Genomic DNA, 19,579 nt, shown 5'->3' on the forward strand with positions numbered 1-19,579 from the left:
CAGCCCCGATTTTATTGCCTGAAGGAGTTGTTTGCATGTTAGCCCACGTGGAGTCATACGCCGGTGATCCGATCCTTTCGCTGATGGAAGCCTTTGGCAAGGATTCCCGTGCGGACAAGGTCAATCTGAGCATCGGTCTGTATTACGACGCGCAGGGTCGCATCCCGCAACTGGCATGCGTGGCCGCAGCACAGCAGCAATTGGCTGAAGGCGAGCAGGTGGCTTCGGTGTACCTGCCGATGGAAGGGCTGGCGGCTTATCGGCAGGCGGTTCAAACCCTGCTGTTTGGCGCGGACCATGCGTTGGTGCAGGCCGGTCGTGTGGCCACTATCCAGACCGTAGGCGGCTCGGGCGCGCTGAAAGTGGGCGCCGACTTCCTCAAGTATGCGTTCCCGGACTCTCAGGTGTGGGTCAGTGATCCGACCTGGGAAAATCACCTGGCACTGTTCGGAGGGGCGGGCTTCAAGGTCAACACGTATCCGTACTTCGATGCGCAGACTGGCGGCGTCCGCTTCGACGCCATGCTCGACTCTGTTCAGAGCCTGCCCGCGCAAAGCATCCTGTTACTGCACCCGTGCTGTCACAACCCGACAGGGGCCGACTTGTCGGTTGCGCAATGGGATCAATTGATCGAAGTGATCAAGGACCGTCAGCTCATCGCATTTCTGGATATCGCCTACCAGGGCTTCGGCAAGGGCATGGACGAAGATGCCTATGCGATCCGTGCGATGGCCAATGCGGGCATTACAACGCTGATCAGTAATTCGTTCTCGAAAATCTTCTCGCTGTACGGCGAGCGGGTCGGCGGGCTGTCGGTGGTTTGCGAAGACACTGCCTCGGCCGCCAACGTATTCGGCCAGCTCAAGGCCACTGTGCGCCGCAACTATTCCAGCCCCCCCGCGCATGGCGCGTTTCTGGCCTCAAGGGTGCTCAACACACCGCACCTGCGTGACCAGTGGTTGAGCGAAGTCGAAGCCATGCGCGTGCGCATCATCGAGATGCGTAAGCGTCTGGTGTCGGTGCTTGCGCAGAAAGTCCCCGGGCGTGATTTCGGTTTCATCCTCCGGCAGAACGGGATGTTCAGCTACACCGGGCTGACCCCTCAGCAGGTTGATGAACTCAAAGACGTTCACGGCATTTACATGCTGCGCAGCGGTCGGGTGTGCATGGCAGGGCTTAATGAAGGGAATATCGACAAAGTGTGTGATGCAATCGCGAGCCTCTTCACTCACTAAATGGCCTGTTGGTCGTCTGTTTGCTTCATGGCGAGCGCTTCTGAGCCTATAATGCTCGCCTTTTTTCGCCCAATGATTTTGCGGAGCTGGTGATGGTCGAACGTAAGGCGTACGTCGAGCGCAATACTCTGGAAACCCAGATCAAAGCCTCGATCAACCTGGATGGCACCGGAAAGGCCCGATTCGATATCGGCGTGCCTTTCCTTGAGCACATGCTCGACCAGATCGCCCGGCACGGGCTGATCGACCTGGACATCGAGTGCAAGGGTGATCTGGCAATCGACGATCACCACACGGTCGAAGACGTCGGGATCACCGTGGGTCAGGCGTTCAGCCAGGCCATCGGCGACAAGAAGGGCATTCGTCGTTACGGCCACGCCTATGTGCCGCTCGACGAAGCGCTGTCGCGTGTGGTCATCGACTTCTCGGGTCGTCCGGGCCTGCAGATGCATGTGCCGTATACCCGCGCGACGGTCGGCGGCTTCGATGTGGACCTGTTTCAGGAGTTCTTTCAGGGCTTCGTCAACCACGCGAACGTGACGCTGCACATCGACAACCTGCGTGGCACCAACACTCACCACCAGATCGAGACCGTGTTCAAAGCCTTTGGTCGTGCCCTGCGCATGGCTGTCGAGCTGGATGAGCGCATGGCTGGTCAGATGCCCTCTACCAAGGGTGTGCTCTGATGCAGACAGTGGCGGTCATCGATTACGGTATGGGCAATCTGCATTCAGTCGCCAAGGCGCTGGAGCATGTGGGCGCAGGCCGTGTGCTGATTACCAGCGATGCCAACGTTATTCGTGAAGCCGACCGTGTGGTGTTTCCGGGTGTGGGCGCCATTCGCGACTGCATGGCCGAGATCCGCCGTCTGGGCTTTGATTCGCTCGTTCGGGAAGTGAGCCAGGACCGTCCGTTTCTGGGCATCTGCGTCGGCATGCAGGCGTTGCTCGACAGAAGCGAAGAGAGCGGCGGCGTGGACTGCATCGGTCTGTTCCCCGGCCAGGTGAAGTTCTTCGGCAAGGACCTGCATGAAGACGGCGAGCACCTGAAAGTGCCGCACATGGGCTGGAATCAGGTGGCTCAGGCGGTGGATCACCCGCTGTGGCATGACATTCCGGACCTGGCGCGTTTCTACTTCGTACACAGTTTCTACATCGATGCCGCCAATCAGCGTCAGGTGGTCGGGCGTGGTCACTACGGCCTCGATTTCGCCGCCGCACTGGCCGACGGTTCGCGTTTCGCGGTGCAGTTTCACCCGGAGAAAAGCCATACCCACGGCCTGCAATTGCTGCAGAATTTCGCCGCCTGGGATGGTCGCTGGTAAGCCCATGAGCAAAGCCAAGGGCAAACCTCCGATCCTGACCCTTTCGCCTGAGCATGAGCAGCAGGCGATCGACAAGCTCAAGCGCCTGTTTGCAGATCGCTTCGAGCTGGAGCTCGGGTCGTTTGAAGTGGCGGAAGTGCTGGAGCTGTTCACACGCGAAATCGCCCCGCATTACTACAATCGCGCCATCTTCGATGTTCAGCAGCACCTTAAAGAGCGGTTCGAGAGCATCGAAAGTGATCTCTGGGCACTCGAAAAGAATTAGCTAAAAGCAGCTTCACGCTGCAAGAATCAGTGAGTATGCAGACTTGCAGCGAATCGCTTGCAGCTTGCCGCTCTTTTTGACCAAGGAATAAGCATGCTGATTATCCCCGCTATCGACCTCAAAGACGGCGCCTGCGTGCGTCTGCGTCAGGGCCGGATGGAAGATTCCACGGTGTTCTCCGATGACCCGGTGGCGATGGCTGCCAAGTGGGTCGACGGCGGCTGCCGTCGTCTGCATCTGGTCGACCTGAACGGCGCGTTCGAAGGTCAGCCGGTCAACGGTGATGTAGTCACGGCCATCGCCAGACGCTACCCGAACCTGCCGATCCAGATCGGTGGCGGCATTCGTTCGCTGGAAACCATCGAACACTACGTCAAAGCGGGTGTGAGCTACGTCATCATCGGCACCAAGGCCGTCAAAGAACCCGAGTTCGTGGCCGAAGCCTGCCGTGCGTTCCCCGGCAAGGTGATCGTCGGTCTGGATGCCAAGGATGGCTTTGTCGCCACCGACGGCTGGGCCGAGGTCAGCACCGTGCAGGTCATCGACCTGGCCAAACGCTTTGAAGCCAACGGCGTGTCGGCCATCGTGTACACCGACATCGCCAAAGACGGCATGATGCAAGGCTGCAACATCCCGTTCACGGCCGCATTGGCGGCGGCCACGCGAATCCCGGTGATCGCGTCGGGCGGCATCCACAACCTGGGCGACATTCAGGCGCTATTGAATGCAAAGGCTCCGGGCATTATCGGCGCAATCACCGGCCGTGCGATCTACGAAGGCACGCTGGATGTGGCTGAAGCGCAGGCGCTCTGCGACCGCGAACAACGCTGAATAGCTGGAGACTGACTCTGTGGCCCTAGCCAAACGCATCATTCCTTGCCTGGACGTCGACAACGGTCGAGTGGTCAAGGGCGTCAAGTTCGAGAACATTCGCGATGCTGGCGATCCGGTTGAAATCGCGCGTCGTTACGATGAGCAGGGTGCGGACGAGATCACCTTTCTCGACATCACCGCCAGCGTCGATGGCCGTGACACCACGCTGCATACCGTCGAGCGCATGGCCAGTCAGGTATTCATTCCGCTGACCGTGGGCGGTGGCGTGCGGACCGTGCAGGACATCCGCAACCTGCTTAACGCCGGCGCGGACAAGGTCTCGATCAACACGGCAGCCGTGTTCAACCCCGAGTTTGTCGGTGAGGCCGCTGCCCGCTTCGGTTCGCAGTGCATTGTGGTCGCTATCGATGCCAAGAAGGTTTCAGGTCCTGGCGAAACCCCGCGTTGGGAAATCTTCACCCACGGTGGACGCAAGCCTACCGGGCTGGACGCGGTGCTCTGGGCGAAGAAAATGGAAGACCTCGGCGCTGGCGAGATCCTCCTGACCAGCATGGATCAGGACGGCATGAAAAACGGTTTCGACCTGGGCGTGACCCGTGCGATCAGCGATGCCCTGGGTATTCCGGTGATTGCTTCTGGTGGTGTCGGCAACCTCGAACACTTGGCTGCCGGTGTGATCGAAGGCCACGCCAGTGCTGTGCTGGCGGCGAGTATTTTCCATTTTGGCGAATACACCGTTCCCGAAGCCAAGGCTTATATGGCCAGTCGCGGGATCGTCGTGCGCTGAGTGACATTGTCCTGAAACGCGAGCGCATCCTTTCACAAAGGCTGCGCTCGTGTTGTTTCAGCCTGCCGATTCGGGCTCCAGCAGCATGTCCGTTCGGGGTTCTGACGGATGGCCCGCTTCGTCTTTTGCCAGCGTACAAAGTTTGACAGGCAGCAGTTTCGGGCTGATGGTGAAGTTATAGAAGACCGTCTTGTAGCCAGTGGGATCAGCACAGTCCGTGAGTTCCGGTGCCCCGAATTTATAAGCGTGGCTGGCATGTGTCGGTAAACCGGCGATAAAGGTTACCTGGTGCTTGCCGTTATCCAGCCGTTCGATGGTCACATGGGGTGCAGGCGTTTCGTTCGCCTCGACCAGCTCGACCGTGTGAATGAACGCATTTTCCCGCACCCCCGGCTCCGCGCCCTGATGGCCGTTATGGCCCGCTACACACAGCGAATACAGGCCCGGCTCAGTGCCGATAATCGCGTTGATATGCGCGGTACGCGCATCTCTGGAGCTTCGGTATCCTTCGGGTTCGCGGCACTCGAGCGGGTTTTGGGTGGCCTTGAACTTGAACATTGACGTGTTGACGGTGAATTTCATGTCCCAGCGCGGGGCAATCACGTCTCCGTTCTCATCATGTTCGAGCCTGATGTAATGCTTGCGGTAGTCCGGGTTGGCGAGCGTCAGTTGCGCAGCGGGCTGCAACTTGCAGGCGGGGCGAGCGATATCGAACACACCCTCGTCAAAACAGGCAGGCAGGGATTCTATCGGGCTTGCGTAGTTGGTATTGGCACTCCACGACGCCTTCCCGTCGTTGACTTCGCAGGGCGAGTCGGCAAAACAGCGGGCCTGCTCGGTCGCACCTCGGGTTGTGGTGCCCATGATGCCAATGATCCTGTTTGTATGACGATCAATGAGCGGGCTTCCTGAGCTGCCTGGCAAGACGTCTTCGCATCTGTTGGTCTGGTTGGCATTCCAGGTGTAGGGGTGTTCGACAATGTTGGCTATCGACTCGAGCTTGCACGCCGCCATCCGTAACGTGTAGCCGGTGGCCGTCACGGGTGCGCTGACGGACAGTACGTCAATGCCGACGCTGGGCGCGCCGTCTGCCATGAGCAGCGGTTTTATGCCTTCCTCCAGCAAGCGGGACAGCGTTGTATCCAGCTCAAGCACCGCGAGGTCCGTGCCGCGCAGGCTGCTCCATTGGATTCTTTTCAGCGGATAGCTTTTTCGCGCTTTTGGAAGATCCTTGAAGTAGTTGAATTCAACATGCCCCTCGATTTCCAGATCGACACCCAACTGGCTCGGATGGGTGTAGGTGCAATGGCCACTGCTCAACACGTAGGCGGGTATATCAGAGCTTTCAGTCTGCGGGTCTGTACGCGGGTCGATCAGCACTGCGGTACACATGCGGTTGCCTCGGCTTTCCAGGCGGCCTATGCCATTCCAGTGATCGAACTTGCCTTCCTTGTTTTCGAGCAGCATGGAGGGGGTGAAAGGTGGCATGCCGTCGCCAAAGTCGAGCTGTTGTGCTGACACCGCAGTCGTTATCGACGCCGCGAACAGTGCCAGAAGAACCGGTTTTTCAATGTCCATCATCATTCCTTGATAGTGGTATGGGTACCTGGCATTGAATAAGATTCTGTGGCGAGGCGTGAGGTAAATAGTTACCGAGCCTGATTGTCCTCAGGACCGGGCTTCGTACGTTCATCCCTGAGTTGTCTGTAAGCGACATCGCAGAGTACCGGGCTAGACAGTACACCGGGTTCCCGGCACTCTGCATGCGTCGTTCACGATCGAGTGCCGGAACATGTTCAAACGTCTATTTCTTGCCCTGATCGGGGTCGGCGTGTTGTTGGGCGAAGGTGCTCGTGCTGACCCGTCATCGCCTTATTCCGTCGTGTTGCTGACCGAAAATTTCCCGCCGTTCAATATGGCGGTCGATGGCAAGAATTTCGCTCAGGAAAACAACATCGACGGTATTGCTGCTGAGGTCGTGCGCGAGATGTTCAAGCGCGCGAACATCGGTTACAGCATGACCCTGCGCTTTCCGTGGGATCGCGTTTACAAACTCGCGCTGGAGAATCCCGGCTACGGCGTGTTTTCCACCACCCGCCTGCCCGAACGGGAAAAACTCTTCAAATGGGTGGGCCCGGTGGGTTCCTACGACTGGATCATGCTCACGCGCGGTGACAGCCCGATTACCCTGACGTCACTGGAGCAGGCCAGGGATTACAAGGTCGGTGCCTACAAGGGCGACGCCATTGGCGAGCGCCTCAATGCCATCGGGCTGAATCCGATTCTGATGTTGCGCGATCGCGATAACGTTAAAAAGCTGGTCAACGGACAGATCGACCTGTGGGCAGTAGGCGACCCGGTGGGTCGCTACCTGGCGAAGCTGGAAGGCGTCACCGGGCTGAAGACGGTGCTGCGTTTCAACCACGCCGAGTTGTACCTGGCCCTCAACAAAGGCACGCCCGACGAAGTTGTTACCCGCCTGCAAAGCGCCCTGGACGAGATGCGCGCCGAAGGCTGGGTGGACGCCGCCAAGGCGCGCTATCAGTAACCGTTCAACCTGCTGCAGGTGCAGGAATGATGTCCTCTCGCAACGCGGAAGGCTGGTCATTGATGTCATGGGCGTAAGTGCATATCTTCATCGGCAGTGATTCTCTGCGTAAGACCATACTGCGGAACTGCGCCCTGAAACCTTCAGGGTCTGCACAGTCCGTCAGTTCCGGCGGCCCTGTTTTGACGGTGTGATAGTCAACCAGCTCCGAGTCATGAATCCAGCTTACCGAATACGCGCCAAACCGGCTCTTTTGCACCTGCAGTTGCGGCGCTGGCGTAGGTCCGGCCGGGTGCAGCTCCATCGCCAGCGTCAGCGCATTGCGCATCAGGCCTTTGCTTGGCCGCTCCTCGGCGGACGAGACGCCGACGATGCACATCCAGTTGATGCCGATCCGGGTATCGACCAGCGCATCGATGGAGGCTTCCTGTGATGCGATGGCACGGCTATAGCCACGTCGTTCTTCACATTGCATGGCGGAATCGACCTTCTTTTAGCGGTAGAAGGGCGTGTCTACCGTAAAGCGCAGGTCCCAAGACGGATAGACATTATTGCCCTCGGCGTCCAGCCGGGCCCTTGCACGTTGCGCGGGTTGCTTGCCCGAGGTGTCGAAATCGACCGAAAACGTGGGGAAGAGTTGGCATCGTTCCGGGTCTGTCACGAAGGTGCCGCTGACAAAGCAGGTGTTCAAGACAGAAACCGGATTGCCATAGTTACTGTCGGCAACCATCGGCGGGAAGCCGGGTACCTGATCACTGTGATCTTCGACAGGGGGCTCCGTATCCGGGGGCTGGTTGGTGAGGTTCAGAATCGCATAAATCTCGCCATTGTCCCGGGTCAGAAGAGGGCTGCCGGACGCGCCGGTGTCCACGTCCAGGCATTGGTTTCGTACGGTGTGCCGCCAGACCCACGGCTGCTCCAGAATCTCTTGCGAGGTTTTGTGAACGCACGCCGCCATGCGCAAGTGGCCGGTGTCCTTGTTCAGCGGCGCTCCGACCCACAGAATCTCGCGCTCCTGCTCCGGCATTTCGGTGGCCAGTCTGAGGGGACGGATTCCGTCATTGATCAACGTATCGAGGGTGGGCTGCAACTCGACAATTGCCAGGTCCACGCCCTGCATGCTGCTCCAGTTGACGCGCTTGAGGGGGTAGCTGCGTGCCGTGCTGTCGGTAAAGAAGTTGAACTGGATACTGCCTTCGATCTCGCCATCCGTGATCATCATGCCGGTCTGGCGATTGATGCAGTGACCGCTGGTGATGACATAAGCCGAGGCATCAGACGGACTGTCCGGGCTTCGCGTATCGATAAGTGTTGCAGTGCAGTTGGAGCCGGTCTTGCTCTTGATGCGACCAATGCCGTTCCAGTGATCGCGTGAGCCGTCCGCGTTCAACAGTGCTTTCGAAGGGGCCAGAGAGAGCAGGCCCTCGCCCAGATCCGTAGCGGAAACATGGGCAGAGAAGGGGAGCAGCGCCGCGATGCAGAATGCTCCCGAGAGTGTGAGTTGCTTCATCATTATCGTCCTTGATAACCGTATCTTGGTCTCCGTTGTGGAGACCTTATCCTTTAAGTCGGAATTGACAGGGTTATCAAGGCTTGACGGGCAGTGGGCATCGAAAACAGATTTGCCTTACTTCACGGATGGAATGCGCTGACTCCGTGCGGGCCGGCTCAGCGATACAGCCCGTTCTTGCCGTGCGCCGCGCTTGCCTGATTGCCACGCTCGCTGATCATGCTGCGCAGGTCGATCCATTCGACACCTTGAGCCTTCAGCTTAGGCAGTTCGCGCTCCAGCACGTCCAGTGTGACGGGGTAGGGGTGGCCGATTACAACGGCCGAACCCTGCTTGTGGGCCAGTTTTATAGCGATTTGCAGCTGTCGGGTGATGGCTTCGGCGGTGCGTTCGTCGTCCAGAAACACATCGCGCGAGACGCTGGCCAGACCTGCTCGCTGCGCCTCGGCGGCGGCCACGGTTTTGGCGCTGGTGCGGCTGTCGACAAAGAACAGATGACGCCGCTGCAACTCGGCCATCAGCCAGGCCATGGCGACAGGCTCGGCAGTCATGCGGCTGCCCATGTGGTTATTGATGCCGGCGGCGTACGGCACCTTCAGCAGCGCGGCATTGAGACGGCTTTCCAGCTCGGGCAGAGGCAGTTCGGGGTGCCAGGCATATGGGCCTGTGGCCGGGTCCATCGGCATGTGCAGCATCACCGTTTTACCGGCGCGATGAGCCTCGCGGGCAAAGTCGGTGGCGTGTGGGGTGTCGGGCATGATCGCCAGTGTGACCGGGCCGGGAAGCGCCAGTGTGCGGCTGTCGCGCTCCGAATTCTGGCCCAGATCATCGATGATCAGGCTGAGGTAAGCGGTAGGCGCTTTGCCTGCGCTCTCGACTGGCGCCGCATGAACGGCACCAGTGATCGAGAACGTCAGCAGCAACAGGGCGAGAACGCGCATCCGTCAGTTGCCGCGGGTGATGCTCAGCCCCTTCAGCAGGCTGAGCGCCTGGCTGAGCTGGAAGTCGTCATCCTGCGGACGCGCCTTGGCCGCTGCGCCACCCTTGACGGTCGGCTTGTCGGCGCCGCCGTTGCCATTGCCCAAGTGGCCCATCAGGTCGGCTTCCTTGTAGTTCTCGCCGTCCGCTTCGCTGGTGACTTTGGCCCGGCGTACCACGATGTCAGGGTTGATGCCCTGCGCCTGAATCGAGCGACCGTTCGGCGTGTAATACAGCGCCGTGGTGATCTTCAGCGCGCGGTCGTTGTTCAGCGGCAGAACGGTTTGTACCGAGCCTTTGCCGAAGGTGTCGGTGCCCATCAGGATCCCGCGTTTCTGGTCTTGCAGGGCACCGGCGACGATTTCCGACGCAGAGGCGCTGCCGCCGTTGATCAGCACGACCAGAGGCACACCTTCGCTGGCATCCGCCGGGTCCGCCGAGAAGCGCAATTCGGAGTTGGCGATACGGCCTTTGGTGTAAACGATCAGGCCTTTGGTGAGGAAGTGATCCGCCACCTGCACAGCCGACTGAAGCACGCCGCCCGGGTTGTTGCGCAGGTCGAGAATCAGACCGCTCATTTTCTTGCCGTTGTCTTTACGGAACTTGGCCAGCGCCTTGCCGACTTCTTCACCGGTCTTGACCTGGAACTGGGTGATGCGGATATAGCCGTAGCCGTTTTCCAGCATCTGCGCCTTGACGCTCTTGACCTGAATGGTCGCCCGCGCCAGCGTCACATCAAACGGCGTGCCGCCATCGCGCACCAGCGTCAGGGTGATCTTTTCGCCGATCTTGCCGCGCATCTTGTCGACCGCTTCCTGCATGTTCTGGCCCTGGGTCGGCGTGCCATTGATCTTCACGATCAGGTCGCCAGCCTCGATGCCTGCCTTGGAAGCGGGCGTGTCGTCGATGGGGGAAACCACTTTGACCAGGCCGTCTTCGACGCCCACCTCGATGCCCAGACCGCCGAATTCGCCGCTGGTGCTTTCCTGCAGCTCCTGGAAGTCTTCCGGGCCGAGGTACGCGGAATGCGGGTCAAGGTTGCTGAGCATGCCCTTGATGGCGTTTTCCAGCAGTGTCTTGTCGTCCACCGGCTCGACGTAGGCAGCTTTGACCCGGTCCATGACCTCCGCAAAGGTGCGCAGCTCTTCCAGTGGCAGCGGCGGTTTGGCGGTGGCATTGGCTTTGGCGGGCGCGACTGCTGCAGGCGTGGCTGGCGCGGTTTTTTCGGCAGCTTGCGCCAGTGGCGCGCCGATAACGATGGCAATCGCCAGGGCCAGCGAGGTGAGGCGGGACAAATGCAGCATGTCTAACGAACTCCTACAGATATTGACGCCGACTTATCCTTGAGTGCGGCACCATTGGGCCGGATCGCTGGGGCGACCCTGCTGACGAATAGCAAAGTACAACGCTGCCGTGTCCTGACCACCACTATTGCCGACCGTGGAAATCGCTTCACCGGCTTTTACAATGTCACCTGCCGACTTGAGCAGGCTCTGGTTGTGCCCGTATAGGGTCAAATAGCCATTGCCATGGTCCAGAATGACCAGAAGCCCGGCACCGCGCAACCAGTCAGCGAACACCACTCGTCCGCCGTGTACGGCATGTACCTGACTGCCGGCTGCCGCGCTGATCATGACGCCGTCCCATTTGGTTCGTTCGTCATCACCGCGTGCTTCACCGAAACGCGCAAGCAGTCGACCATCGATAGGCCATGGAAGTTTGCCCTTGGCCTGTGCAAAAGGACCGCCATACGAGACACCGGCACTGGAAACGACTGCGCCGGGGGCTTTGACCGGGCGGCGCGGTGCGGGTTCATCATCGCTTTTGCTACTGTTGCTGCTGCTGTTATTGCGGGCGACGGCCTCGGCTTCGCGCTGACGCTTCTCTTCAGCCTCGCGGGCGGCAACCAGCGCCTTCTGGCGGGCCTCTTCGGCTTCACGCGCCTGACGCGCCAGGGTTTCCTCGATGGTCTTGAGGACTTTGGCCAGATCGGCTTGATCCTGTTGGCGGGCCTGCAGCTTCTGGTCGCGAGCCTTGTAGTCCTGATTCAGCTTGGCCAAGGCCTGCTGACGCTCCTGGCGAACCTTGGCCAGCTCTTCGCTCTGGCTGTCCAGGTTGCTCTTTTGCACCAGCAGTTGTGCCTGTTGCAGGTCGATATTCTTTTCGACGTTGGCCAGCTGGCGCAGGGTTTCATTGAAACCGCGCAATTGCTCCAGGCGCGCTTTGCTCAGGTAGTCGTAATAGGTGAGGGTCCGTGCGAACTTTTCGGGGTGCTGCTGATTGAGCAACAGCTTGAGGTATTCCTGGCGGCCACTCTGATAGGCGGCGCGGGCCTGGATCGCAATCAGGCGTTGCTGTTCAACGCGGGCGCTGTTTAATTTTTTTTTCTCACTGTCGAGCTTTTGCAGCTCGGTTTCCGTCTTTTTTAGTTCCTTTTGCAGGACCTCGACCTGCTTTTCCAGCGTACCCATTTCGGTTTCAGTGGTGCGCAGGTCCTTCTGGACACCGGCACGTTCTTCCTGAAGTTTGCCCAGGACTTTTTGCAGCTCCGTCACATCCTGACGCGCAGCATCTATCTGTTTTTGGGTTTGCACACGCTCGTCTTCGGCAAACGCCGGATTGAGCAGGCAGATCAAAGCAAGGGCAATCAAGGCGCGGAGCATGTGGGTGGGCGATACCGAGGAATTGTGAGAAAAAATGTCAGGCCTAGTATGCCCGCCATGCGCTGCAAAAAAAACGCCCCGCAGCGAATGCTTTAGGGCTGAAGACATAAAAACCGGCCTGCCTTGATGGCTAAAGGCCGGTTTTCAGCGGTTTACTCGTCTACGAGGATCGACTGCCCCGTCATCTCTTGCGGTTTCTCCATGCCCAGCAAATGCAGCATGGTCGGCGCCACGTCAGCCAGAACGCCGCCTTTGCGAACTTTCAACGGGCGTTTGCCGACATAAATGAACGGCACTGGCTCCGAGGTGTGGGCGGTATGTGCCTGGCCTGTGGAGTCGTCGGTCATCTGCTCGACGTTGCCGTGGTCAGCAGTGATCAACGCTTCGCCGCCGACTTTTTCCAGCGCCTCGGTAATGCGTCCAACGCACACGTCCAGGCATTCAACGGCCTTGATCGCTGCTTCCATGATGCCGCTGTGGCCCACCATGTCGCCGTTGGCGTAGTTGACGATGATCACGTCATAACGCTGATGCTCGATGGCGTCGACAATCTTGTCAGTGACTTCCGGGGCACTCATTTCCGGCTGCAGGTCGTAGGTCGCGACTTTTGGCGATGGAATCAGGATGCGTTCTTCGCCCGGAAACGGTTCTTCACGGCCGCCGGAGAAGAAGAAGGTGACGTGGGCGTATTTTTCGGTTTCGGCGATGCGCAGTTGTGTCTTGCCGTGGTCTGCCAGGTATTCACCCAGCACGTTCTTCAAGCTGCCCGCCGCAAAGGCCGAGGGCGCGGGGATGCTTGCCGCGTATTGGGTCAGCATGACGTAGTTGACCTTGGGCTGACGAGCGCGCTCGAAGTCCTTGAAGTCATCCTCGACAAACACGCGGGTCAGCTCACGGGCGCGGTCGGCACGGAAGTTCATGAACACCACGGCGTCGCCGTCTTCCACCCGGGCCGGTTCGCCGATGCGCGTGGCTTTGACGAATTCGTCGTTCTCGTCACGCGCGTAGGCCGCTTCCAGCCCCGCCACACCGCTGTCTGCGTGGAATTCGGCGCTGCTGTCGACGATCAGGTTGTAAGCCGCGGACACCCGGTCCCAGCGGTTATCGCGGTCCATTGCGAAGTAACGGCCAATGATCGTGGCAGTGCGACCTTTGCCCAGGCGGGCGAAGGTGTCGTCCATCAGCTCAAGGGATTTTTTTGCACTGCGCGGTGGTGTGTCACGACCGTCGAGAAACGCGTGTAGGTAGATGTTCTCCGCGCCGCGTTTGACCGCCAGCTCGGCCATGGCCACCAGATGGTCCTGATGACTGTGAACGCCGCCATCGGACAACAGGCCCATGATGTGGACGGCCTTGCCCGCGCTGACCGCTTTATCCACGGCGGCGCAGATGGTCGGGTTCTCGAAGAACTCACCGTCACGAATCGCCTTGGTCACCCGAGTGAAGTCCTGATACACCACGCGGCCTGCGCCGAGGTTCATGTGCCCGACTTCGGAGTTGCCCATCTGCCCGTCCGGCAGACCGACATCCATGCCCGACCCGGAGATCAGGCCGTTGGGCATGCTTTCATAAAGGCGATCCATGACGGGCATTTTCGCGGCCAGGATGGCATTGCCTTCGTGGCTTTCGCTGTGTCCGAAGCCATCCAGGATGATAAGAACCAGAGGTTTTGGCGTGGCAGTCATAGAACCCACTCGATGCTGGTTGGATAAAGTACAAGGGAACGGCATTTTAAGGACAAGTTCAAACGGCGTCACTGCCGTACGGACTTTGGCCGACCTTGGCTGCTGTGTATACTGGCCGACATTTTAACGCCCTGGAACCTACTGATGGTTGCTCACCTGCTTGAATTCGCCACTAACCACTATTTGATCACCGGCGCCTTCGTCATTCTGCTGGCACTGCTGATTGCCTACGAACTGAGCAAAGGCGGCGCCAGCCTCAGCACTCGCGAGCTGACGGCGATGGTCAACCGCGATGAGGCGGTGGTCATCGACGTGCGCTCGAAAAAGGATTTCACGGCAGGCCACATCGTCGGTTCCCTGAACTTTCCGCAGGACAAGGTGCTGACCCGCACCGCTGAACTGCAGAAATACAAGGACAAGACGTTGATCATCGTCGACGCAATGGGGCAGCATGCGGGCAGCACCGCCCGTGAACTGCTCAAATCCGGCTTCAAGGCGGCCAAACTGTCCGGCGGCATTTCCAGCTGGCGCGGCGACAACCTTCCTCTGGTGAAGTGAAAATGACTCAAGTCATCGTCTATTCCAGCGACTACTGCCCGTATTGCATACGTGCCAAGCAGCTGTTGCAGAGCAAAAGCGTGGCCTTCGAGGAAATCAGGGTCGACGGCAAGCCTCAGCTTCGCGCCGAAATGACCAAGAAGGCCGGTCGCACGTCTGTACCCCAGATATGGATCGGCTCGACCCACGTGGGCGGCTGCGATGACCTGTTTGCTCTGGAGCGTGCCGGCAAGCTCGATGCGCTGCTGGCCTGATTCCCCTTAATCTTTCAGCCCTATCTGACAAGGATCCGAGATGACCGATCAACCGAACAACGGCGCTGTTGAAAACGAAGAAAACGGCCCACAATTTTCCCTGCAGCGTATCTACGTTCGCGACCTGTCGTTCGAAGCACCAAAAAGCCCGGCAATTTTCCGCCAGGAATGGACCCCGACCGTCAGCCTGGACCTCAACACCCGTCAGAAGCAGCTGGAAGGCGATTTCTACGAAGTCGTGCTGACCCTCTCCGTCACCGTCAACAATGGCGACGAAGTGGCGTTCATCGTCGAAGTTCAGCAGGCCGGTATCTTCCTGATCAAGGGTCTGGACGACGGCGCGATGAGCCACACACTGGGCGCGTTCTGCCCGAACATCCTGTTCCCGTATGCTCGCGAAGCCATCGACAACCTGGTCGTACGCGGTTCTTTCCCTGCGCTGATGCTGGCCCCGGTGAACTTCGATGCGCTGTATGCGCAAGAGCTGCAACGCATGCAGGAAGCTGGCGAAACGCCGACTGTTCAGTAAGTGTTACCGCTGCAAGCAAAAAGCGCCTTTCGGGGCGCTTTTTTGTGTCTGCTCAAGAACGGCGGCTGGGCCATGGGTGCTTTTTATCGCGATGGCACTGACGATGCAGAGTGCGGCCGTACTTAGGCCTAAGCAAACCCGTGCTGACGCCACGCCTCATAAACCGCCACGGCCACTGTGTTGGAAAGGTTCAGGCTGCGGCAGCCTTCGCGCATGGGCAGACGCAGGCGATGGTCGCTGCTCAGCGAGTCGAGAATGTCAGCGGGCAGCCCGCGGCTTTCAGGACCGAACAAAAACGCATCACCTGGCTCGAAGCTCGCATCATGGAAGGGGCGTGAGCCTTTGGTGGTAAAGGCGAATAATCGCGGGTTGCCGATCTTCTCCAGGCAGGTCGCCAGGTCTGCGTGCGTCTGCAGCGTGGCATACTCGTGATAATCGAGACCGGCACGGCGCAGGCGCTTGTCGTCCAGCTCGAAACCCAAGGGTTCGATCAAATGCAGGGTGCAGCCGCTGTTGGCGCATAGCCTGATGACATTGCCGGTATTCGGCGGAATTTCTGGTTGAAAAAGGATGACGTGAAACATGCACGGCTCCGAACGAAAGGACGGGATGCATTCTACCCCCGAAGAGGACCCGAGACCGAAGCTATGGCCGCGTGTTCTTGGTTCGATGGCGATTGTCGGCTTTACGGTAGGCACCATCATTGGTCGCTTGCAGCAGCCGGACCCTGTCGAGCTGGAGCAGATTGAAGAGTTGCCTGCAGGCCTTGCACTCTGGTTCAACGAAGAACCCAAGTATCAGGGAGCGACGGTGGATGGCGCGGTGGTGGTGAACGTCGCAGCGTCTGGACGACCGTGGAACGGCGAACTGACCTTCGACAACAAGGTGGCGCGCTGGAAGGTTGAGCGGGGAGAGAAGGGCTTGGTGCTGACGCTCCTGGCAGCCCGTCCGCTTCATGGCGACTGGCGCACAGAGTGTGTGGACGGGCGCTGGAGACTGGAGGTCAGTCTCCGGGAGGAATAAAAGAGGGGAATCCCCGGCCTGCCTGTACCAAGGTCCCCAAAACTGGTGTTACAAGACCTATTGCAGAGTGCGTGCCAGTTTTTGAGCTTTAACCCGAAAGAGCGATGTTTTATAGCGCTGCCAAGCTGTTTATCGCCTGATAGTTGCATCGTTTAAATTCATAATTCATTGAAAATCATGAATTTATTGCGCGCTCATCAGGCCTGTGCCGTTTTTCTGAAGAGTCCTCGTTAACGCTGCCCTTTCGGCCCCCAAAAAGATTCATGGGGCTATTGGCCCGAGCGTGCCACTTCAGGAGATGCACTCTATTTGCGCACCACCGCGATGCAAAAACCCATACTGATGCATTAATGATGTTGACCGTGCCAGGGCACCAGCTTGCGTTGCAGTGCGCGCAGGCCCAGTTCCATGCCGAAAGCGACAACGGCGATCACCAGAATCCCCAGCACCACCACGTCTGTCACCAGAAACTGCGCAGCTGACTGGACCATGAAGCCAAGCCCGCTGGTGGCGGCGATCAGCTCGGCCGCTACCAATGTGGACCAGCCCACACCCAGGCCGATGCGAATCCCCGTGAGGATGTCCGGGAGCGCACTGGGCAGTATGACGTGGCGAATCAGCTGTCCGCGCGTGGCCCCCAGCGATTGGGCTGCACGCACCCTGTTCGGGTCCACGGTGCGAACTCCGGTGGCTGTGGCGATGGCAATCGGCGCGAAGATCGCCAGATAAATCAGCAGCACCTTGGAGAATTCACCGATGCCGAACCAGATCACGATCAGCGGCAGGTAGGCCAGTGGCGGTATGGGACGGTAAAACTCGATCAGCGGGTCGAAAATCCCGCGCGCGATACGGTTATGGCCGATGGCAATGCCGACCGGAATCGCCGTGAGAATCGCCGCGCCCAGTGCCAGACCGATACGTTGCAGGCTGGCACCCAGATGTTGCCAGAGCGTGGAATCCATGTAGCCCTTGGTCAGCAGCAGCCAGCCTTTGCCCAGTACGTCCGCAGGCGATGGCAGGAACAGCGGCTCGATCCAGCCTCCGGCAGTCACGGCCCACCACAGGGTCAAGAGTATTGCGAGTGTAAGCGCGCTGATGGCTCGGGTGCTCAAGCGAACATCCGCGGTTCCGGCGTCAGGTAGCGTTATCTCTCGGCGCTCGATATCGATCAGTTCGGGGCTGCTCATGCGTGCTTTTCCTCGTTACGTTGAGAGAACACGCTGGCCAGCACCTGCTCGCGGGTCTCGATGAAGCGCGGGTCAGACTTGATTGCACGCGCCGATTCGCCGTTGCGATAGCGGCGACCAAAGTCCAGGTGCAGGTGTTCGGCGATGCGCCCTGGGTTGGGGGCCAGCAGAACCAGGTCGGTGGCGAGGAACACTGCTTCCTCTATATCGTGGGTAATCAGAAACACCGGTTTGGCAGTGCGCTGCCAGACTTGCAGCAGCAACTCCTGCATCTGTTCACGGGTGAAGGCATCCAGTGCGCCAAAAGGCTCGTCCATCAACAGGATGCGCGGGTCTGCGGCCAGTGCCCGGGCGAGGCCGACGCGTTGCCGTTGCCCGCCAGACAACTGCCAGATTCTTCGCTGCTCGAAGCCCGCCAGGTCCACCAGCGCAAGCATTTCCCGCGCCCGTGCTTCACGTTCGCTGCGGTTGACACCGGCCAGTTCCAGGCCGAATGCAACATTGGCCAGCACATCCTGCCAAGGCAACAGCGCATCGTCCTGAAACACCACGCCGCGCTCTGCGCTTGGTCCTTCTACGGCAATACCGTCCAGCGTGATACGCCCGCTGCCGGGCTGGATGAAACCGGCAATCAGGTTCAGCAGTGAGGTTTTACCGCTGCCTGACGGCCCGAGCACGACCAACAGTTGCTGCGGCCCCAGACTCAGGCTGATGTCCGCCAATACCGGTGCGGTTGCGCCGGGATAATGAGCGCCGATGCGCTCCAGTTTTAACAGAGCCATGCTGTGTCTCCTCGCGTTCAGCGCACTTACGGGGCAATGAAACGGGCGCTGACGTAAGGCGAGTAATCAGGCAGCACGGCGTCGACCTTGCCCTGCTCTTTGAGGAACACCGCCGTTTTGGTCACCGCCTCGATGGTCGGTGCGCCGAGCAGCGCGCGCTGCTCGGCGGCCAGCGGATAGACATTGCCTTGCAGCAGGCCCGGCACGTCAGAGGCCTTGGCGCCGGAAAGCCGGGTCAGCTTGTCGATGTTGGTCGTATCGGCGATCCAGGCAGCAGGGTCCTGGCGGTAACGGGCGTAGGCCTCAAGCGTCACGTTGGCGAAAGCCTTGACGACTTCCGGGTGTTTGTCGGCGAAATCCTTGCGCACAATCCAGGCGTCGAACGTGGGCGCGCCGACCTTGGCCAGTTCGCCGGACGTGATCAGCACCTTGCCGGTTTCCTTGGCCACGCCCAGCGCCGGGTCCCAGACGTAGGTGGCGTCGATGTCACCGCGTTTCCAGGCTGCGGCGATGGCGGGCGGGGCGAGGTTCAGAATCGTGACCCTGGCCGGATTGATGTTCCAGTGCTTGAGTGCAGCCAGCAGGCTGTAGTGACCCGTGGACACAAACGGCACGGCGATTTTTTTGCCGATCAGGTCCTGTGGCGAATTGATCCCCGAGCCGTTGCGGGCAACCAGCGCCTCGGCGGCGCCAATCTGCGTGGCGATCAGAAACGTCTCGACCGGCAGCTTGCGCGTAGCGGCCGCCGTGAAGGGGCTTGAGCCGAGATAGCCGATCTGTACGTCGCCCGAGGCAATGGCGGTGATGACATCGGCCCCATTCTCGAATTTGCGCCAGGCAATTTTTGAGTCAGTGGCCTTCTCGTAGGTGTTATCGGCCTGTGCCACTTTGGCCGGATCGACCGTGGTCTGGTAAGCAACCGTAAAGTCGGCCGCTTGCGCGAGAAAGGTTGCGCCAGTCAACGATAACGCGGTCAGCAAGCGCAGGGAAAAGTGCAGTTTCATGGTGAAGCTCCGAATCAGACGGGCCGAAGACTGGCTGGAAACAGAGACTAATTGATCTAAGAATTTCAAAATAAATAACTTTTAAGCATTAGCTTATGAGGTGTTTTGCCCTGCGAATGCACAGGGCATCAAGCTTTTGCATCTGCCGATCAGCCCGAACAAAGACGCGCACGACACCGGAATTGCCTTTTTGTTCATCTCGACTACAGTTGACGACGTGCCCGAACCCCTGAAAAGGGCCTCAAATGCCTTCTGAAAAGCGGAATTTCGAATTTTTTTCACGACCTGGGACGGACTGGCGTCAAAGTGGTGACAACTGTCACATTTACTCCCTAATCTCCCCGAAGTGCCCGTTTTACAAGGCTTTTGCTGACAGGCTGATTGGGTTCTGTCGTGGGCGTCTGTGACCGCTT

Annotated in this window: 20 protein-coding genes and 1 pseudogene; 11 read left to right on the forward strand and 10 right to left on the reverse strand. The window is 59.3% G+C overall.

The window, feature by feature from the left end; genetic code table 11:
* Positions 1 to 35 precede the first annotated feature (35 nt).
* From BW686_RS19420 to hisF, 6 genes are all read left to right on the forward strand, one after another.
* Positions 36 to 1,235 carry an amino acid aminotransferase gene (locus tag BW686_RS19420; RefSeq protein ID WP_084919128.1) on the forward strand — a complete coding sequence of 400 codons (1,200 nt, stop codon included), beginning with the start codon at positions 36 to 38 and terminating at the stop codon, positions 1,233 to 1,235.
* Positions 1,236 to 1,327: 92 nt separating this feature from the next.
* Complete coding sequence (gene hisB / locus BW686_RS19425) at positions 1,328 to 1,921, forward strand: imidazoleglycerol-phosphate dehydratase HisB (RefSeq protein ID WP_005896079.1); 594 nt, start codon at positions 1,328 to 1,330, stop codon at positions 1,919 to 1,921.
* Positions 1,921 to 2,559, forward strand: coding sequence for an imidazole glycerol phosphate synthase subunit HisH (hisH, locus tag BW686_RS19430; protein WP_084919129.1), 639 nt, complete (start codon positions 1,921 to 1,923; stop codon positions 2,557 to 2,559). The genes hisB and hisH overlap by 1 nt, the downstream gene beginning before the upstream one ends.
* 4 nt (positions 2,560 to 2,563) lie before the next feature.
* Positions 2,564 to 2,824 carry a DUF2164 domain-containing protein gene (locus BW686_RS19435; RefSeq protein ID WP_084919130.1) on the forward strand — a complete coding sequence of 87 codons (261 nt, stop codon included), beginning with the start codon at positions 2,564 to 2,566 and terminating at the stop codon, positions 2,822 to 2,824.
* A 93-nt stretch (positions 2,825 to 2,917) separates the two neighbouring features.
* Entirely contained in the window at positions 2,918 to 3,655 is a 738-nt protein-coding gene (hisA, locus tag BW686_RS19440; RefSeq protein WP_084919131.1) for a 1-(5-phosphoribosyl)-5-[(5-phosphoribosylamino)methylideneamino]imidazole-4-carboxamide isomerase, read from the forward strand.
* Between the two features lie 19 nt (positions 3,656 to 3,674).
* Positions 3,675 to 4,445, forward strand: a complete 771-nt coding sequence (hisF, locus tag BW686_RS19445) for an imidazole glycerol phosphate synthase subunit HisF (protein ID WP_002551458.1) — start codon at positions 3,675 to 3,677, stop codon at positions 4,443 to 4,445.
* A 57-nt stretch (positions 4,446 to 4,502) separates the two neighbouring features.
* Here the strand turns inward: hisF and BW686_RS19450 are convergent, their stop codons facing one another.
* Positions 4,503 to 6,023, reverse strand: a complete 1,521-nt coding sequence (locus BW686_RS19450; protein WP_084919132.1) for a trypsin-like serine peptidase — start codon at positions 6,021 to 6,023, stop codon at positions 4,503 to 4,505.
* Between the two features lie 214 nt (positions 6,024 to 6,237).
* Between BW686_RS19450 and BW686_RS19455 the strand changes: the two genes are divergently transcribed.
* Positions 6,238 to 6,993, forward strand: a complete 756-nt coding sequence (locus BW686_RS19455; RefSeq protein WP_084919133.1) for a substrate-binding periplasmic protein — start codon at positions 6,238 to 6,240, stop codon at positions 6,991 to 6,993.
* Positions 6,994 to 6,997: 4 nt separating this feature from the next.
* Here the strand turns inward: BW686_RS19455 and BW686_RS19460 are convergent.
* The 5 genes and pseudogenes from BW686_RS19460 to gpmI form a co-directional block, all read right to left on the reverse strand.
* Positions 6,998 to 8,503 (reverse strand): annotated as a pseudogene (locus tag BW686_RS19460) (trypsin-like serine peptidase).
* A 158-nt stretch (positions 8,504 to 8,661) separates the two neighbouring features.
* Positions 8,662 to 9,444 carry a divergent polysaccharide deacetylase family protein gene (locus tag BW686_RS19465; RefSeq protein ID WP_084919134.1) on the reverse strand — a complete coding sequence of 261 codons (783 nt, stop codon included), beginning with the start codon at positions 9,442 to 9,444 and terminating at the stop codon, positions 8,662 to 8,664.
* Between the two features lie 3 nt (positions 9,445 to 9,447).
* On the reverse strand, positions 9,448 to 10,785 hold the full coding sequence (locus tag BW686_RS19470; protein ID WP_084919135.1) for a S41 family peptidase: 1,338 nt from the start codon (positions 10,783 to 10,785) through the stop codon (positions 9,448 to 9,450).
* A gap of 33 nt (positions 10,786 to 10,818) precedes the next feature.
* Positions 10,819 to 12,144 (reverse strand): murein hydrolase activator EnvC family protein, encoded by a 1,326-nt coding sequence (locus BW686_RS19475; protein ID WP_084919136.1) that lies wholly within the window; start codon positions 12,142 to 12,144, stop codon positions 10,819 to 10,821.
* Between the two features lie 152 nt (positions 12,145 to 12,296).
* Positions 12,297 to 13,829 carry a 2,3-bisphosphoglycerate-independent phosphoglycerate mutase gene (gene gpmI, locus BW686_RS19480; protein WP_084919137.1) on the reverse strand — a complete coding sequence of 511 codons (1,533 nt, stop codon included), beginning with the start codon at positions 13,827 to 13,829 and terminating at the stop codon, positions 12,297 to 12,299.
* A gap of 144 nt (positions 13,830 to 13,973) precedes the next feature.
* On the opposite strand from gpmI, the gene BW686_RS19485 reads away from it, so the two are divergent.
* From BW686_RS19485 to secB, 3 genes are read left to right on the forward strand one after another with little or no spacing between them, the layout of a single operon-like run.
* Positions 13,974 to 14,387, forward strand: coding sequence for a rhodanese-like domain-containing protein (locus tag BW686_RS19485; RefSeq protein WP_007252710.1), 414 nt, complete (start codon positions 13,974 to 13,976; stop codon positions 14,385 to 14,387).
* A gap of 2 nt (positions 14,388 to 14,389) precedes the next feature.
* Positions 14,390 to 14,641, forward strand: a complete 252-nt coding sequence (gene grxC, locus BW686_RS19490) for a glutaredoxin 3 (RefSeq protein WP_084919138.1) — start codon at positions 14,390 to 14,392, stop codon at positions 14,639 to 14,641.
* A gap of 40 nt (positions 14,642 to 14,681) precedes the next feature.
* Positions 14,682 to 15,170 (forward strand): protein-export chaperone SecB, encoded by a 489-nt coding sequence (secB, locus tag BW686_RS19495; protein WP_084919139.1) that lies wholly within the window; start codon positions 14,682 to 14,684, stop codon positions 15,168 to 15,170.
* A gap of 128 nt (positions 15,171 to 15,298) precedes the next feature.
* Here the strand turns inward: secB and trmL are convergent, their stop codons facing one another.
* Positions 15,299 to 15,754, reverse strand: a complete 456-nt coding sequence (gene trmL, locus BW686_RS19500) for a tRNA (uridine(34)/cytosine(34)/5-carboxymethylaminomethyluridine(34)-2'-O)-methyltransferase TrmL (protein WP_084919140.1) — start codon at positions 15,752 to 15,754, stop codon at positions 15,299 to 15,301.
* Between trmL and BW686_RS19505 the strand changes: the two genes are divergently transcribed.
* Positions 15,753 to 16,193, forward strand: a complete 441-nt coding sequence (locus BW686_RS19505) for a hypothetical protein (protein WP_084919141.1) — start codon at positions 15,753 to 15,755, stop codon at positions 16,191 to 16,193. The genes trmL and BW686_RS19505 overlap by 2 nt on opposite strands.
* 347 nt (positions 16,194 to 16,540) lie before the next feature.
* Here the strand turns inward: BW686_RS19505 and tauC are convergent, their stop codons facing one another.
* From tauC to tauA, 3 genes are read right to left on the reverse strand one after another with little or no spacing between them, the layout of a single operon-like run.
* Positions 16,541 to 17,365 carry a taurine ABC transporter permease TauC gene (gene tauC / locus BW686_RS19510; protein ID WP_373271042.1) on the reverse strand — a complete coding sequence of 275 codons (825 nt, stop codon included), beginning with the start codon at positions 17,363 to 17,365 and terminating at the stop codon, positions 16,541 to 16,543.
* A gap of 11 nt (positions 17,366 to 17,376) precedes the next feature.
* Positions 17,377 to 18,162 (reverse strand): taurine ABC transporter ATP-binding subunit, encoded by a 786-nt coding sequence (gene tauB / locus BW686_RS19515; protein ID WP_084919142.1) that lies wholly within the window; start codon positions 18,160 to 18,162, stop codon positions 17,377 to 17,379.
* Positions 18,163 to 18,188: 26 nt separating this feature from the next.
* A complete protein-coding gene (gene tauA, locus BW686_RS19520; protein ID WP_084919143.1) occupies positions 18,189 to 19,166 on the reverse strand; it encodes a taurine ABC transporter substrate-binding protein in 978 nt (325 codons plus the stop codon).
* Between the last annotated feature and the right edge of the window lie 413 nt (positions 19,167 to 19,579).

The organism is Pseudomonas syringae, from assembly GCF_002157375.1.
GTDB lineage: Bacteria > Pseudomonadota > Gammaproteobacteria > Pseudomonadales > Pseudomonadaceae > Aquipseudomonas > Aquipseudomonas syringae_T.